Source organism: Pseudobacter ginsenosidimutans, from assembly GCF_007970185.1.
Classification (GTDB): domain Bacteria; phylum Bacteroidota; class Bacteroidia; order Chitinophagales; family Chitinophagaceae; genus Pseudobacter; species Pseudobacter ginsenosidimutans.
Map to the genome: position 1 here is coordinate 1,516,794 of NZ_CP042431.1, position 15,445 is coordinate 1,532,238.

Genomic DNA, 15,445 nt, shown 5'->3' on the forward strand with positions numbered 1-15,445 from the left:
ACCTCCTATTGTTCGAAAAGCTTCGATATTACCTTCCGGTAAGGATATTTTTCACTTTGAGGGTGAGTACAACCGGGCCCTGATCGCGCAGTACCAGCACTTTCAGCTTGTCGCCGGGCGATTGCAGGAGGTTTTTGTAGGCCTGGATATTTTTGGTGAAGTTGTTACCAACAGCCAGTACTATATCCCCGGGCTGGAAGCCGGCCTGTTCGGCGGGCGATCCCGGCATGATGTCCACGATCTGGATCTCCCCATCCACCAGGTACATGCCTAATCCGGTATAGGAATAATCGAATACATCTTTGAAATGGGAATTGGGCGTCATGTATATATCGCGGCGTTCGTAATTGATGATGAGGTTGAAACGCCGGAGAAGATCGTTACCGATCAGTCCGCCCAGGTAGGGGTAGGATGTAACGTTGAATTCATCTTCGAAAATATAAGTTGGAACATTCCTGAATTTGTAAGGCCCGAGCTTTACCTGTTTGATCACGCCCTGGCGCATGGGAGCTTTGCCGCCCAGTCCTTCTGCCTGCGTGGCGTACCAGCGGCGTCTTGGTTTGATCAGGGAACTGTCTGCAACAAAATCGGAGCTTAGCAGCAGGCACATGCCTGCGCCGGTATCGAAATAGAAACGCGATGCCACATCTCTTGCATCACGTATTTCCGTTTGCATGATGGGAATATTCACCAGCAGGGTCTTGAGCAAGAATCCACCCTTCGGGTATTTTATGGAGCCTTTGGTGAGTACGTGGATCATCGAGCTGTCGTAATCGATCTTCACAATATAGCGGCTGAGGAAACTGTAACCGATGATGCCATCGATCTTTTCGCCATAAGCGCTGGTGAGCACCGTATAGTCATTGACGTGAAAATTGAGACTATCCACTCTTAGTCCCGGCAGGTGCAGGGTTTGATTGTAAACGAATTTCACCTGTCGGATACCTGCAATGCCGCGGATGGTGCGATCGCTCAGCGTTGCGTGGATCTTGAGAGAGTCAACAGTAGAGGAATCGAGCGAGATGCCTCCGCTACCGGTATCGAGAATGAAATTGAGTGTGTCAGGGTAATGGCCCACTTTCGCTTTCAGAGTGATGATACCGCCCGTCAGCAGACGGAACGGAAAGCTGGCGATCTCTTCAGCCGGAGGTCCGGAAAAGATCTCCTGTGCCGGAAGTGATGACCTGATAAGGGTTATAAGGAGCAGAAAAATGGCAAGGCGTCGCATGCAGCTAGTTTAATACATTTCCCCGGAATGTTCACTGTTTTATCAACGAACAGCAGACTTCAGTGTACATACAACACGCAAGCCTGTCCTGTGCTTTGACATTCAATAGTAAGTTAATAGATTTTGCGATACAATACCTTACCGATGATATAAAATAAATACGGGGCCGATTGCGTATTTTTGTGGCTCAATAGTTCCTATGCACCTACAAGATTTGTATCAGAAGGCCCTGAACTTTGAGTTTCTGACCATTGAAGAAGGAATGATGCTGTTTGAAGAATCGCCCTTGTCAGAACTGATGTTCGTAGCGGATGAGCTCCGTAAGAAACAGGTGCCGCACGGTAAAGTAACCTGGCAGATAGACCGCAATGTGAATACTACCAATGTTTGTATCGCTAATTGCAAATTCTGTAACTTCTATCGCATTCCCGGTCACGCCGAAGCGTATATTACAGATATCGAAACGTATAAAAAGAAGATCGAAGAAACCATCAGATGGGGTGGCGACCAGTTGCTGCTGCAGGGTGGGCACCATCCCGGCCTCGGCCTTCAGTTCTATGTTGACCTCTTCAGGCAACTGAAGCAACTCTATCCCAATATCAAATTGCACACACTCGGACCACCCGAAGTGGCGCATATCACCAAGCTGGAAAAATCCACTCACCGCGAAGTGCTCAGTGCGCTGAAAGAAGCGGGAATGGACAGCCTTCCCGGCGCTGGTGCAGAGATCCTGGTAGACCGCGTTCGCAGGCTCATCTCCAAAGGAAAATGCGGCGCACAGGAATGGCTCGATATCATGGCTGAAGCACATCAGCTGGACATCACCACTTCCGGCACCATGATGTTCGGCCATGTGGAAACTGTTCGTGAAAGATTCGAGCACCTGGTGAAGATCCGCGAAGTACAATCACGCAAGCCGGAGCATGCCAATGGCTTCCTGGCTTTCATCCCATGGACATTCCAGGATGTTGACACACTGCTCACCCGCATCAGGGGCGTGCAGAACCTCACCACTCCTGATGAATATATCCGCATGATCGCCATCAGCCGTATCATGCTGCCCAATGTGAAGAATATCCAGGCCTCCTGGCTGACTGTTGGTAAGAAAACCGCGCAGATCTGCCTGCATGCCGGCGCCAACGACTTCGGCAGCATCATGCTGGAGGAGAATGTAGTGAGCGCAGCGGGTGCCCCTCACCGTTTCACGTACAGGAGCATCCAGGATGCCATTGCGGAAGCAGGCTTCACACCACAGTTGCGCACCCAGAAATACCAGTTCAGGGAAATGCCGGCCGTGATAGAAGAACAGGTGATCAATTACTAAATTACACCAGGTGATGCAGTCGCTCGCCTCTCGCAAGTGGCTGCATGATTCTGAATAAACTCACTTCCGGTTAAGGCTCGTGTTTGGTTGCACATAAACCATAACGCTTATGTCAACACGCTTGCCCATTTCACCCACCCGTAAACCGCTGCGTGTTGGACTGGCCATACTGGCCGTCCTGATGCTCTGCATCTTTCTATGGAAAATGATCTTCGACCCTCCCTCTCATGGCTATGTATACCTGCTATGGCTGCTGGGAGCGCTGTGCTGCCTTATCATCATCATGCTCGATCTTTTTGTTGCCGCCCGCAATCAACTGATCGCAAAAGCACTCCAGGAAAAAGACCTCAATTCGCTCTCCTATGCCCTCAACTTCGGCTGGATGGGAAGCTGGAAACTCAATCTGCTCAGCAGTGAAGTAACCCTCAGCAAAGAATTCATGAGCCTGCTGGGGGAAGAGCCCAAAGAAACCAGTATGGTCTTCTCCACTTATATGCAGCGCTTTGTTCCGCCAGACACACATGGCAAGCTCAAGGAAATGCTCATCCTGGCCATGGAGAACCGCCACAATCCTGATTTTGAAGCCAGCTTCGACCATCCCATCCGGAGAAGGAATGGCAGCATCGCACATATCTTCGTCCGGGCCAGGATCATGAACGAGAACGAAGGATTCGGTATCGCCAGGGATATCACAGATCTCAAGAATGCCGAAACAGAACTGGCCCTCAAAGAAAAAAGATTCCGCCTCCTGGCAGAATATTCAGACGATATCATCTCCGAACACAGGCCCAACAGCGAATTCGTATATATCTCCCCGTCAGTGAAGAAGATTCTTGGTTATGCACCGGAAGAGATCGAAGGACGCAGCGTACTGGAATTCCTGCACCCGGAAGACATTCACAAATTTGCACCCACCAGTCAGTACGTGGACGCATTCAATAGCCGGGACAATCTCATCGTCCGCTATCGCATGCGCACCAGGCAGGGAACTTACACCTGGCTGGAAAGCATCGTAAAACCCATCAAAGAGAATGGAAAGGTTACCGGCGTGATCTCTACCTCCCGCGATATCACGGATCGAAAGAAATATGAGGACGAAGTGAAACAGAACAAGGAACTGCTCCGCACTGTGATCGATTCAACACCTGACTGGATCTTTATCAAAGACAATGATTTCAAATTCCGCCTCGTGAACCAGGGCTTCGCCAATGCCCTGAACAAACTGCCTGAAGATTTTATCGGTAAGACCGATATCGAAGTTGGCTTCCCCGAAGAAGCAGTGATGGGCAACAAGGAAAAAGGTATTCACGGATTCCATGAAGATGATGCACAGGTGCTGCAAACCGGTAAGAGCAAAATGGTGATCGAAGAATCCTATATACTCAATGGCAGGCGCATCACCATGAGTGTAGTGAAAGTGCCCGTACTGGACGCAGACAAGAAAAGAGTCACCGGTATCCTGGGCTATGCACATGATATTTCCGAGCTCAAGGAAGCCAGTGAAAAATTATTACAGGACGAGAAACTGCGCCGCTCCCTGGCTTCCGCCTCTCACCTGCTTCTCAGAAATGCCAACCTGGAAGCAGCGCTGGGAGATGCGATGAAAAGACTGGGCGAAGATCTCCTTGTAGACCATGTGGAAGTATTCACAAATGAACAGCAACGTGAGACGAATGAATGGAGATGTACCCGCCTGCTTACCTGGAAAAGAAATATGGATGATGTGATCCAGCATCGTAATCCTGCCGAATCCACTACACTCTACCCGGACTCTCCTGTATTCATCGCCTTACAAAATAGAAAAGTGTATCATGGCAACGTGTCTAATATTGTGAGCGAACGTATCAGGGAATACTATCGCTCTGAAGGCGTGCAGACCATTGCCGTGATCCCCATCTTCAATCAGCAGTTCTTCTGGGGCTTTGCAGTATTCAGGAATAACCAGATGAAGAAAACCTGGAGCGATGCCGAGATTTCTGCGCTGGAGTTCTTCAGCACTACCCTAACGGCAGCGGTTGAACGCAAACAGATGGAGCAGGAACTGATCGAAGCCAGGAACCTGGCAGAATCGGCCAGCCTGGCCAAAAGTAATTTCATGGCCAATATGAGCCATGAATTGCGGACACCCATGAATGGCATTATTGGCTTTACAGACCTGGTGCTTACCACCAATCTGCAAACTGTCCAGTACGAATATCTTTCCAACGTAAAAAAATCGGCCTACGGTCTGCTGGAGATCATCAACGATATCCTGGAATTCTCGCGCATCGAAGCAGGCAAGCTGCAGATAGACCATGTACAATTCCCGCTGGATACACTGGTGCAGGAATCTGTAGACATTCTCACGGTGAAAGCCTACGAGAAACATCTTGAAGTGATCTGTCATATCGATCCAGACCTGCCTTCACAATTCATGGGTGATCCCACCCGTATCAGGCAGATCCTGGTGAACCTGCTGGGCAATGCCATCAAATTCACTCCGGCAGGTGAGATCTTTATCTCTGTAATTGTGGGAAGAGGCATCCACCTTGAAAATGAAAAAAGGATCATGGATGTTGTTCTCTCAGTACAGGATACTGGCATCGGCATTTCGCCGCAACAACTGGCCCGCATCTTCGACAGCTTCACGCAGGCGGATGTGGCTACCACCCGCAACTACGGCGGCACAGGGCTCGGCCTCACCATTTCCAAAAGCCTTGCTGAAATGATGGGAGGCGCTATCACTGTTGCCAGCGAACTGGGCAAAGGCAGCACTTTCAGTCTCACGCTTCCGATGGAAGTAGCAGATGAGGTCCCCCATTCGGCGGGAGAAGAAAAACCACCGCTTCGCAAAGTGCTTGTAATAGATGATAACAGCACCAATCGCTGGCTGCTGCAGGAGATACTTCGCCATTTCAATATCAGTTGTGAAACAGCCGCCGGTCCCCGGGAAGCACTCGAAGTGCTGGATCGCGTGCAACAGAACAATGAACCGCTGGACCTCATCATCACAGACCACCACATGCCCGAAATGAACGGCATTCAGCTGGTCCAGGAAATGCGCAAACGATTGGTAGAACCAGCTCAGCCCACGATACTCATGCTGTCGAGCATCGAAAAGAATGAACACCAGGAAGAGGCTGCAGCGCTGGGCATCCATCGCTTCCTCACCAAACCGGTGAAGATGCATGAACTCCACGAACTGCTCTGCTCTATTTTCGATACCACGCAGGAAAGGACAACGCCTGTAGTGAAAAAAGAAAAGAATTTACAAACAGGCAATGGTGCATCCATCCTGGTTGTGGAAGACGAGCCGGTGAATATGATGCTGATCACGGAGATCCTAGGCAGGATGGGCTTTAAAGTTTTGCAGGCCAGCAATGGAAGGGAAGCCATCAACCTGTTGCAGCAAACAAGCCCGGCGCTGATCTTCATGGATGTGAACATGCCGGAAATGGATGGTTATGCTACTACCAGACATATCCGCAGTGTTCCGGGGCCCAATCAGCACGTGCCCATCATCGCCCTCACCGCTGACGCCATGGAAGGCGATAAAGAGAATTGTCTCCGCAACGGCATGGATGATTACCTGGCCAAGCCATTCCAGATCGAAGAACTGGTGGAAATGTTAAAAAGCAGGGAGTTGCTGAGTTGAGGAGACGGCGGAAGAGACCGATACAACGTCAGGCATACAAATTGCGTCTTATCACGAAAAGATTCAGCATGAACCGACCTGGTCAGCCTTCCTTGGCCATCTGTTTGCTAATGGATTTGATTGGCTACATGAGCTATGCCGTCCCCGGCCTCGGAGAATTTGCGGACATTATCTGGGCTCCCATCTCAGCCTTTATTTTCTTCAGGTTATTCGGCGGTTGGAAAGGCGCTTTCGGCGGGCTTTTCAATTTCATCGAAGAGCTGATGCCCGGACTGGATTTCATACCGAGCTTTACCCTGATGTATTTCTGGCAGAGATCTAGCCGCCCACTGCAAACCGGTATCCAACGCCCTTGATAGTGATGATGCTCAGCCGCTCATCTTCGCGCAGGTAACTGCGCAGTTTGGTGATGTATACATCCAGGTTCCTGGAATTGAAGAAAGAATCGTTTCCCCAAAGGAGATTCAGTATTTCCTTGCGATCGATGATGCGGTCCCGGTGTGCATACAACAAACGAAGCAATTCGCTTTCGCGGAAGCTTAGCTTACGTTCATCCATACCCGAACTCAGGGTCTGCCGGACGAAATGAAAACTGTACTTTCCGATATTCACTACTTCTATCGCTTCTTCATTTCCTTTCACGGACTTCTTTCTGAGCACATTTTCTATTCGAACGATCAGTTCTTCCATACTGAAAGGCTTACGGATATAATCATTACCGCCAACAGAGAAACCTTTCACCAGGTCAGTGGTCTGTGTTTTGGCTGTGAGGAAGATGATGGGGATATTTTCATTGAACTGCCTGATCTCTGCGGCAAGCGTAAAGCCATCCACGCCGGGCAGCATCACATCCAGCACGCATACATCGGGATTGCACTGGCGGAATTGTTCTACTACCTGCGCGCCATCGCTTTCCATGATCACATGGTAACCTCTGCTCTCCAGGCTTTCCTTTACGATCTTGCCCAGGAACAATTCATCTTCTACATACAGGATAGTGCCGGAACTCATATGGGGTCGGGTAATTGAATGATGAAACTGCTGCCCTGACCGGGCTCGCTCAATACTTCTATCTTTCCCTTGTGCCGTTCCACTACATAAGCCACATAGCTCAGACCGAGCCCATATCCCTTCACATTGTGTGTATCGCCGGAAGGCACACGGAAAAATTTATCGAATACTTTTTTACGGTAAGCAGCGGGAATGCCAATGCCATTATCGGAAACCGTGAACTGTAATCCGGATTCATTTCGACTAATGCTCACCGTTATTACAGGATTTTCTTTACCATACTTCAGCGCATTGTCCAGCAGGTTGAAGATCACGCTGGTGATGTGCAGGCGATCCGCTTCAATGCTGAGATCTTCTCCATCTGCCTGTAAATGCACATCAGCTTTGACTTTCTCGAATTGGAGCCGCAAGCTGGAAATCACTTCTTCTGTCAACAACCTGAGATCGAATCTTTCCTTCTTCAGTTCCACCTGATGTTTTTCAAACATGGAGAGACGCAGGACTTTATCTACCAGCAATGAAAGCCTTTGCAGTTCACTGTTGGAGATATCCAGGTATTCTTCGGTTCGGCGTGGATCGTCCATGGCATGAAAACTTTTCAATGCTTCGATAGCCACACTTACTGTAGCAATGGGTGTTTTCAATTCATGCGTGATATTGCTGATGAGATCGTTCTTGAACTGGGTTAGTCTTCGCTGCTTCATCATGTTACGATAGAGCAACACGAAGGTGAAACTGGTTAGAGCAATGAGGAGCAACGACAATCCTATTTGAGGCGATAATTTCCTGGTGATATATTGAAAACTGTTCAGCAGATGGTACCGGAGAAAATAGGTGCTGCTGTAGCCCATCATCAGTTCATTGGTGCGTGTGGGATCGATGATTGTATTGGGTGCATAATAGCTCAACGAATCTTTTTCGATGGAGAAATCCAGTATCATTGACTCTTTGAGCAATGCCTCGCGGAAGCGTTTGCCCAGCTCATCCAGGCTAAGTGTATCTGAAATTGAATCCGCTCTTTGTAAAAGGCTTTGAAAACTGCCGTCTTCCATTAGTCGCGATAATACCATGTATTCAAGAACAGTATCTTTTCCGTTAGTCCTTAGATTCATTTTTGCCGGCATCGCTCCTTTGGCTATGCCAGTCACTACCCGCGCTGGTTCACTGGTTTTAATATCAATTGAACTGATCCTGCCTTTCATTTTTTCCACGGGCGCTAATCTGAGTGATGCATCAGAATTGTTGTTGATAGTGATAGTAACTCCTGAATCTGTTCTTGTTTCCCTGACGCGGGAAAATGCAGCTCTCCTTTGAAAATCAATAGCCCTTATCTGGTCCGTTTTGATTGAATCCAGCGGCATGCTCCTTTGAAAACCTGAATGGGAATCGGCAGAAGCAGGAAAAGCGTTGATGAAGATCCTGTCTCCGGAACCGGACAATGAACTTTCCGCCGTGTCCCGTAGCCTGCGCATTGGAAAAATAGTTTTGCTTGGAAGAACCTTTGTACCGGCATGCGATGGGCGGGTTGAGGTCCAGATGGTGAAACTGGTATCCTCCTGCAGTTTATCCGCCTGCATCTTGTAGGCCACATTGCGAAAGATAGCAGCACTGCGGATCTGGAGCGTCTTTTCTTCTTCCTCATAATTCTTGTACATCCAGTAAGACTGGAAGGCAATGATCGCCAGGATGGCCATCACCATCAGAATTGCGGGAATATTGATACGCTTGCCGGTCATGTTGCACAAATGTAAAGTTTCCATTTATCCGCAGGGAAAAGCATTAACCTTAATTAACATTAAACCCATCATCATTAACCTGAAAGCGAAAACCCATACGATAGCTTTGATGGAACAAACAGACATCACATGATCAAATTTGCATTTCCTGCCATTGCCCTGCTGGCCATCTTGCTGAACAATGGCGCAGTGGCCCAGAACAATAAACCGCTGAAGCAGGGGCGGGTGGTATACGAACAATTGATCAAAGGAGGCGAATCAAGTGTTACCATCAATGGCAATTCGCAGACTTTCACCAGGCCAGACCGCACCCTGAAATGGGAACTGTTATTCACTGCCGATCAATCACTGCGAAGATCAATCGAAGCTGATGAACGGCCGGAAGCAGATATAGCAGTTCCGGGGATGGGCGCTGGTATGACCGGCAGCGTGCGCATGGTATCTGCCTTCATGCCCGAATCTACCATCTGGCACAATTTCCCTGCCGGCAGAAGAGTTGATCAGCGGGAAACTGTTGGAAAAAAATTCCTGGTAGAAGACAGCATTACCAAACATACCTGGAAACTGACAGGAGAATCCAAATCCATTCTCGGTTATACCTGCCAGAAAGCCATCACACAAACGCCGGTGAAATCATTCAATATGCAGATGCAGGACGGAGAATTCAAACGCACTGAAAAATGGGACACCATCAATGTTACTGTCTGGTTTGCTCCTGCCATCCCCGTTCCTGGCGGACCGGATTTCCAGGGTGAGCTCCCGGGCCTGATCCTTGAATATGATTCCCGCAACGGCGCCAGTATTACCAGGGCCGTGGAAATCTCAGAAACAGTAAAGACCGCCGATATCAAAGAACCGAAAACCGGTAAGAGAGTATCAAAAGCGGAATACGATAAAGAAGTAGACAATCAACAGAAAGAAATGATGGATCGAATGAAATCGTCGCGCAGGGCAAATTTCTGATGATCATTTTTCTTCCATTCACAAAAATTCTCATGAAGGAGTTGAAGGCGAACTTTAATTTAGCATAAAACTACCTTCATGAGAATTCTTTTATCCCTGGTCCTCCTGGCTGCCGGTTTCTATGCCCAGGCGCAGATCGATACCATCAACGCCAGCAACCATCGCCTGCAAACCGAACGTTTGACAGAAGGCACAGCCCGCTATCTGGTTTACAATGTAGACAGTATCACCGGCATCACCGGCACCGCCGATGTTTGGGAAAGATCCGTTTCCTTTGGCGTTCTGCCAGGCAATCCGCAACCGGTGGTGATGTTCGAATGGAAATGGTTCCACAATGAATCCTTCTTCCGGCACGTAAAAGCAGTGGCCGACCGCAAAACGCTGGCGCCTGTTTCTGAAATCGTGCTCTTCAAAGGCTATGCATTTGCAGGATATAAATTCACCAATGGCTTCCTCATTCCAGATAGTACTGTAGCCCACAACAGAGTGAACAAGGCAATGAAAGTGCCCCTCAACCCGCCAGTGCTCAACTGGGAATGGGATATGGAAACATTCTCCACACTTCCCATCAATCGCGTTGGTCAAAAATTTGCAATTGCTTTCATGGACCCCAACAGTCCGCAACCGGCTTATTATTTATATGAGATCTCCGGAGAGGACAATCTGCCGCTGAACAAGGAAGTCAGTATCAAATGCTGGAAACTCCATATCAATTATGGCAATGGTGCTTACGCCACTTTCTGGATCAGTCAGCAAAGCAGGGAAGTTCTTAAAATGAAAGAATATTTCAACGGATCTTACAGATATAAGGTTAAATTGTACTGATCCGGAATTCCGGGGATTGTATTAAACCTTAATTCAATGCAACCTTATCCTTTGGTCATCCGCACAGCGGGAGTGGATGACATTTTATTATTATGCTCCATTGCAAGGCAAACCTTTCTCGATGCCTTCGACAAATTGAATGATCCGGAAGACAATCATTCTTTCATCAACGAACATTTCACCACCGATAAGATCCGGGAATCTCTGCTGACACCAGGCGTGATCTACCTGCTGGCTTTTGTGAAACAGCAACCAGTGGGGTATGCCAAATTATCAAATCATGAAATCCCTTCCGCCTTCAAAAAGGCCACTCCTATAAAAATGGAAAAACTGTATTTCCTGAAGTCCTTTACCGGCAAGGGTCTGGGAGAGAAACTTTTTCGCTACTGCACGCAATGGGCCAGTCTACACGGATATTCGCATATCTGGTTATTCGTGTGGGACAGGAATTTGCCGGCCCTCCGGTTTTACGACAGGCTGGGCTTCACCCCTTTCGGGCAGGATGTACAAATTGTGGGCAGTGATGTGCAGATCGCCATCATGATGCAAAAGAAAATCTGAACCATTTTTCTTAGCTGCTGTTATTCCTTGCCCGCGCCCTGACCAAAATCCTGAAAGCGGCAATGTTTATGAGCAGTAAAAGATACCTTCTTACCATCCTGATCCTGGGAACACTAACGGCATTGGTGCCGTTCTCTATAGATATGTACCTGCCGGGCTTCAAAGCCATCGCCAGTGCGCTGCATACTTCCGTAACCGATGTAGCGCTTTCTCTGAGCAGCTTCTTCATCGGCGTATGCTTTGCACAATTGATCTATGGCCCATTGATGGACCGTTTTGGCCGAAAAAGGCCCTTATATGTGGGGCTGCTGCTGTATATCATCAGTTCTGTTGCCTGCGTAATGGCCGGCTCACTGGAGGCATTGGTTGCGCTCCGGTTTGTTCAGGCATTCGGAGCCTGCGCCGCAGCAGTGGCCGCCAATGCTATGGTGCGCGATCTCTTTCCGGTGGAAGACAATGCAAAAGTATTTTCCGCACTCATGCTGGTGCTGAGCACTTCTCCCCTTATTGCGCCTACAGCAGGGGGTTACATGATCGCGGCATGGGGCTGGCCTTCAGTATTCATTGCACTGGCTGTAATAGCACTGCTCATCATTTTCGCTATCCGGTTCGGACTTCCTGAAAGCAGCAAACCCGATCCCAATTACTCTCTGAAACCCGCGTCAATCCTGAACAATTATTGGCAGGTGATCAGGAATCCGCAGTTCTTCACTTACGCCATCTCAGGTTCAGTGGCCTTTTCCGGTCTCTTCGCCTATATTTCCGTTTCACCATCCATCTTCATGGAGCTGTACAAGGTTTCTGAAAAAGCCTATGGGTGGATCTTTGCGCTGCTGGCTTCAGGCGTGATCGGTGGCACTCAGGCCAACCGTTTCATGTTGAAATATTTCACCAGCAAACAGATCGTGCGCACTGCCATGATCATTCAGTCATTGGTCGGCGTTGCGATGTTCCTCTCTGCCTGGTACGGACTGATCGGTCTCACAGGCATCATTGCATTTTTGTTTCTCTTTCTAACCTGTGTAGGATTTGTATTGCCCAACACATCGGCGCTTTGTATGCAACCCTTCACCCGCAATGCGGGGAGCGCCTCTGCGCTGATGGGCGCATTGCAGATGGGCATCGGATCACTGGGCGCATTTATGGTGAGCCTCTTTGATAACTCTTCACCCATCCCGATGACAGGCATGATGGCGGCACTCGCTTTATTGGCTCTTTCTATACTCATAACAAGCAGCAGGCGTAAACAGGCTATTACTGCCTGAACTTTCTGAGGTCCACAACTGTTATTCTTCTATGCATTTGCAATTAAGTATACTGGACCAGACGCCGGTCCGAAAGGGAAGCAACCCTGTAGAAGCATTACAGGAGTCAGTGGAGTTGGCAAAACTGGCTGACAGGCTCGGATACACACGGTACTGGGTTTCTGAACATCACAATACAGGCACGCTCGCGGGCTCCGCTCCTGAAGTGCTGATCGCCAGGCTGGGCGCCGAAACCAAACAGATCCGCTTCGGATCCGGAGGTATCATGCTGCCCAATCACAGCACTCTAAAAGTTGCAGAGAACTTCAGATTGCTGGAAGCGCTCTATCCCGGCCGCATCGATCTCGGCATTGGCCGCGCACCGGGCGGAGACAGACTTACGGCTCAACTGTTGAATCCCACCAATACATTCGATCCGCAGGAATATGTGCAGCAGATCAGTACACTGCAGGCCATGCTGGCCGATAAGCCAGCCCCCGGCAATGCAGAAGGCAAAGTGAAGGCGATGCCCTTCATCGAAACAAAACCGGAAATATGGATGCTTACCTCGAGCGGTGAAAGCGCTTACCTGGCCGCACATTTCGGCCTGGCTTTATCGTATGCACAATTCATCAATCCTATCGGCGGGCCACAGGCCATGGAAGCTTACCGCCAACGTTTTGTTCCTTCCGATGAATTGTCTGCACCACTCGGTAATGTAGGTGTGTTCGCATTTGTATCGGATGATATTGAGAAAGTGAACGAAGTAAGGGCCGTGATGGACTACCGGTTACTGAGCTTCGAAAAAGGAAGATTCGATGAGCAACCTACATTCGAAGTAGCTAAAGCCTACCAATATACGATGGCCGAATGGCAGCGCGTTCTGTTCAACAGGCAACGCACAATTGTTGGAACACCCGATGTTGTGAAAGACAAATTCGAAGAACTGGCCGCCAGCTTTGGTGTAAATGAAATTGTGGTTTCCACTTTTACAGAACATGCAGAAGACCGAACCAGGAGTTATGAACTGCTGGCAGATATGTTCAAGTTGAAGGAGAATCGGCTTTCGGAAGCAAAGGTTGATCAATAACGGTGCTATTTATGCGAGGAGATATCCTACGAAACATAATAATTCGGGATTAGAATCCAACAATATCATAATTATATTGGATTTGCCGCTTTACGTCGCATCACGAGGCCGCATCCTTATTATGTGAAACACTTTCAATATACACCCTCACCTGTTCAGGCGTCCTGTCCATTTTTTCTGCTAATCTTTTCAATAAAATATCTTCTTTTCCGGGTTCGAGGAACAGGTCTTCATCGGTGAGATAAATATTTCGCTCCTTGATCCTTTCTTTTACTTCATCCCAGTTTGTACCGGGTTTGAGATTAAAGCTTGCCATAAAAAAGAGTTTATACAGCAAACGGTACAAACAGCGTGCCCGCGCGGATACATGCTTAAAGCCTTACCACAGAAAGGATTGGAAAGTGATCGGAAGGGAATTTACCATAATAGGTATCCGTGAGTACGCCCCAGCTCAATGCTTTGAAAGAAGCCATAATGAAAATATGATCGATGATCTTATCATTCATTTTTCCTTTTCCAAAATTGTTGAAGGAGCCATTGGGGGCATAAGGATGATCCACAAGGCTGTAGCTGTCTTTCAGCCAACCCGAACCAGCGATGGTTTGATACCATTCGCTCTGGTGGTCGCCATTGAAATCGCCGGTGAGCATTGCAGGAGTTTTGCCGGCAATGGCTTTGATCTTCTCCAGTATCAGCAGGCTGCTGTTCACGCGGGCCTTTACACCCTGATGATCGTAATGCGCATTGAAAACGAAGAATGTCTTTTTTGATTTCTTATGCCTCAGCTTTACCCAGGAGCAGATCCTGTTCAGGCGGGCATCCCAGCCGGGGCCTGGCTTATCGGGCGTTTCAGATAACCAGAAATCACCTTTATCTAGCAGATCGAATATTGAAGTTTTGAAGAAGATAGCGGAGTGTTCACCTTTCGCATCGCCATCGTCCCTTCCTTTTCCGTACCATGCAAAGTCAGGAAGACTGGCAGACAGGGAATCCAGTTGATGGCGCAATCCTTCCTGTGTGCCGAAGACTTCGAACTGGTGGAACTGAATGAGCCGGCTGATGATTGGCAGACGGTCTTCCCAGAGATTACCACTGTCGGACTTGTTGGCGTAGCGCAGGTTATATGAAGCGATTCGTATATCCTGCGCTGTTAGACGAAGAGTTGCCAACAAGATGAATGCTACTGACCAGAAATACTTTTTCATTTTTGCAGTGAATTACCTGTCAGAAAGATACGGTATTACTGCAATTGCGCAAACGTAAATGTGCGCTGGTAAACCTGCATTGGAGAAAGCAGCTCCAGTATGGTTTCCGGCAGGCGTTCCGCGTACAGGCTCTGCATCACCATTTCAGTGATCAGCCTTGAGTTGGCGGGACGCAGGTTTTCCACTTCCATCTTGCAGGCCGGCAGCATGTATACCAGGGGAATGAAGAGACATTGCCGGCTGCGTTCGGCATAAGGTTTCTTCATCAGCGGGCATCCATCTTTATGCGAGCAAATGGAACAATAGTTTTGCTTTTTAGGGAGGGCGGCAGAAGTCTGCACGCTGCCGCCCTTTGACAGCCGGTTCATAAATAATTCATGGTCCAGGTTTACAAGGTCTTCCACGGAATGCAGACTATACACCACCTGGTTGATCTCGAGATAGTAATGGTCCTTCTTTTTGCCATTCTGGCCCGAATACATCCCGTAATACCGGCTGGTGACATGGTCGTCCCATTCATGCCTGTGCCATAGTACAGATTGGGGCAATATCTTTTTGATGAACCTGTAATAATTGATCAGCCTGAATTTGATTCTCATCTGAACAGGGTGTTGAAACGCTTCA

General features: G+C 48.6%; 14 protein-coding genes. 8 read left to right on the plus strand and 6 right to left on the minus strand.

Translation table 11 applies throughout. The features are described from left to right. Positions 1–28: 28 nt before the first annotated feature. The gene (locus tag FSB84_RS06220; protein WP_130542386.1) at positions 29–1,228 is read right to left on the minus strand and encodes an aspartyl protease family protein; all 1,200 of its coding nucleotides are present in this window, start codon (positions 1,226–1,228) and stop codon (positions 29–31) included. Between the two features lie 199 nt (positions 1,229–1,427). Between FSB84_RS06220 and mqnC the strand changes: the two genes are divergently transcribed. The 3 genes from mqnC to FSB84_RS06235 all read left to right on the plus strand — a co-directional run bounded on the left by mqnC (position 1,428) and on the right by FSB84_RS06235 (position 6,542). Continuing rightward, positions 1,428–2,552, plus strand: coding sequence for a cyclic dehypoxanthinyl futalosine synthase (mqnC, locus tag FSB84_RS06225; RefSeq protein WP_130542385.1), 1,125 nt, complete (start codon positions 1,428–1,430; stop codon positions 2,550–2,552). Between the two features lie 109 nt (positions 2,553–2,661). After that, positions 2,662–6,186, plus strand: coding sequence for a response regulator (locus tag FSB84_RS06230; RefSeq protein WP_130542384.1), 3,525 nt, complete (start codon positions 2,662–2,664; stop codon positions 6,184–6,186). 110 nt (positions 6,187–6,296) lie between these two features. Continuing rightward, the gene (locus tag FSB84_RS06235; RefSeq protein ID WP_225979993.1) at positions 6,297–6,542 is read left to right on the plus strand and encodes a hypothetical protein; all 246 of its coding nucleotides are present in this window, start codon (positions 6,297–6,299) and stop codon (positions 6,540–6,542) included. Here the strand turns inward: FSB84_RS06235 and FSB84_RS06240 are convergent. Then, positions 6,505–7,197, minus strand: a complete 693-nt coding sequence (locus FSB84_RS06240) for a response regulator transcription factor (RefSeq protein WP_130542382.1) — start codon at positions 7,195–7,197, stop codon at positions 6,505–6,507. The genes FSB84_RS06235 and FSB84_RS06240 overlap by 38 nt on opposite strands. Continuing rightward, a complete protein-coding gene (locus FSB84_RS06245; protein WP_158643794.1) occupies positions 7,194–8,933 on the minus strand; it encodes a sensor histidine kinase in 1,740 nt (579 codons plus the stop codon). The genes FSB84_RS06240 and FSB84_RS06245 overlap by 4 nt, the downstream gene beginning before the upstream one ends. 129 nt (positions 8,934–9,062) lie before the next feature. Between FSB84_RS06245 and FSB84_RS06250 the strand changes: the two genes are divergently transcribed. From FSB84_RS06250 to FSB84_RS06270, 5 genes are all read left to right on the plus strand, one after another. Then, positions 9,063–9,896 (plus strand): GLPGLI family protein, encoded by an 834-nt coding sequence (locus FSB84_RS06250; RefSeq protein WP_130542380.1) that lies wholly within the window; start codon positions 9,063–9,065, stop codon positions 9,894–9,896. A 78-nt stretch (positions 9,897–9,974) separates the two neighbouring features. After that, complete coding sequence (locus FSB84_RS06255; RefSeq protein ID WP_130542379.1) at positions 9,975–10,721, plus strand: DUF3108 domain-containing protein; 747 nt, start codon at positions 9,975–9,977, stop codon at positions 10,719–10,721. A 36-nt stretch (positions 10,722–10,757) separates the two neighbouring features. Beyond that, positions 10,758–11,282 carry a GNAT family N-acetyltransferase gene (locus tag FSB84_RS06260; RefSeq protein WP_130542378.1) on the plus strand — a complete coding sequence of 175 codons (525 nt, stop codon included), beginning with the start codon at positions 10,758–10,760 and terminating at the stop codon, positions 11,280–11,282. Between the two features lie 68 nt (positions 11,283–11,350). Further along, a complete protein-coding gene (locus tag FSB84_RS06265) occupies positions 11,351–12,547 on the plus strand; it encodes a multidrug effflux MFS transporter (RefSeq protein WP_130542377.1) in 1,197 nt (398 codons plus the stop codon). Between the two features lie 31 nt (positions 12,548–12,578). Beyond that, complete coding sequence (locus tag FSB84_RS06270) at positions 12,579–13,616, plus strand: LLM class flavin-dependent oxidoreductase (protein WP_130542376.1); 1,038 nt, start codon at positions 12,579–12,581, stop codon at positions 13,614–13,616. 100 nt (positions 13,617–13,716) lie between these two features. On the opposite strand, the gene FSB84_RS06275 is transcribed toward FSB84_RS06270, so the two are convergent. The 3 genes from FSB84_RS06275 to FSB84_RS06285 are packed head-to-tail and all read right to left on the minus strand — an operon-like array spanning position 13,717 to position 15,420. Then, positions 13,717–13,932 carry a CsbD family protein gene (locus FSB84_RS06275; RefSeq protein ID WP_130542375.1) on the minus strand — a complete coding sequence of 72 codons (216 nt, stop codon included), beginning with the start codon at positions 13,930–13,932 and terminating at the stop codon, positions 13,717–13,719. A 55-nt stretch (positions 13,933–13,987) separates the two neighbouring features. Further along, positions 13,988–14,821, minus strand: a complete 834-nt coding sequence (locus tag FSB84_RS06280; protein WP_130542374.1) for an endonuclease/exonuclease/phosphatase family protein — start codon at positions 14,819–14,821, stop codon at positions 13,988–13,990. A 35-nt stretch (positions 14,822–14,856) separates the two neighbouring features. Then, a complete protein-coding gene (locus FSB84_RS06285; protein WP_130542373.1) occupies positions 14,857–15,420 on the minus strand; it encodes a hypothetical protein in 564 nt (187 codons plus the stop codon). Positions 15,421–15,445: the final 25 nt, after the last annotated feature.

Bases quoted from the DNA above. Each gene is read 5' to 3' on its own strand.
- FSB84_RS06235 (WP_225979993.1), top strand. From the start codon at position 6,297: ATGGATTTGATTGGCTACATGAGCTATGCCGTCCCCGGCCTCGGAGAA.
- FSB84_RS06250 (WP_130542380.1), top strand. From the start codon at position 9,063: ATGATCAAATTTGCATTTCCTGCCATTGCCCTGCTGGCCATCTTGCTG.
- FSB84_RS06285 (WP_130542373.1), bottom strand. From the start codon at position 15,420: ATGAGAATCAAATTCAGGCTGATCAATTATTACAGGTTCATCAAAAAG.
- FSB84_RS06280 (WP_130542374.1), bottom strand. From the start codon at position 14,821: ATGAAAAAGTATTTCTGGTCAGTAGCATTCATCTTGTTGGCAACTCTT.
- FSB84_RS06245 (WP_158643794.1), bottom strand. From the start codon at position 8,933: ATGACCGGCAAGCGTATCAATATTCCCGCAATTCTGATGGTGATGGCC.
- FSB84_RS06260 (WP_130542378.1), top strand. From the start codon at position 10,758: ATGCAACCTTATCCTTTGGTCATCCGCACAGCGGGAGTGGATGACATT.
- FSB84_RS06240 (WP_130542382.1), bottom strand. From the start codon at position 7,197: ATGAGTTCCGGCACTATCCTGTATGTAGAAGATGAATTGTTCCTGGGC.
- FSB84_RS06255 (WP_130542379.1), top strand. From the start codon at position 9,975: ATGAGAATTCTTTTATCCCTGGTCCTCCTGGCTGCCGGTTTCTATGCC.
- FSB84_RS06230 (WP_130542384.1), top strand. From the start codon at position 2,662: ATGTCAACACGCTTGCCCATTTCACCCACCCGTAAACCGCTGCGTGTT.
- mqnC (WP_130542385.1), top strand. From the start codon at position 1,428: ATGCACCTACAAGATTTGTATCAGAAGGCCCTGAACTTTGAGTTTCTG.
- FSB84_RS06275 (WP_130542375.1), bottom strand. From the start codon at position 13,932: ATGGCAAGCTTTAATCTCAAACCCGGTACAAACTGGGATGAAGTAAAA.
- FSB84_RS06220 (WP_130542386.1), bottom strand. From the start codon at position 1,228: ATGCGACGCCTTGCCATTTTTCTGCTCCTTATAACCCTTATCAGGTCA.
- FSB84_RS06270 (WP_130542376.1), top strand. From the start codon at position 12,579: ATGCATTTGCAATTAAGTATACTGGACCAGACGCCGGTCCGAAAGGGA.
- FSB84_RS06265 (WP_130542377.1), top strand. From the start codon at position 11,351: ATGAGCAGTAAAAGATACCTTCTTACCATCCTGATCCTGGGAACACTA.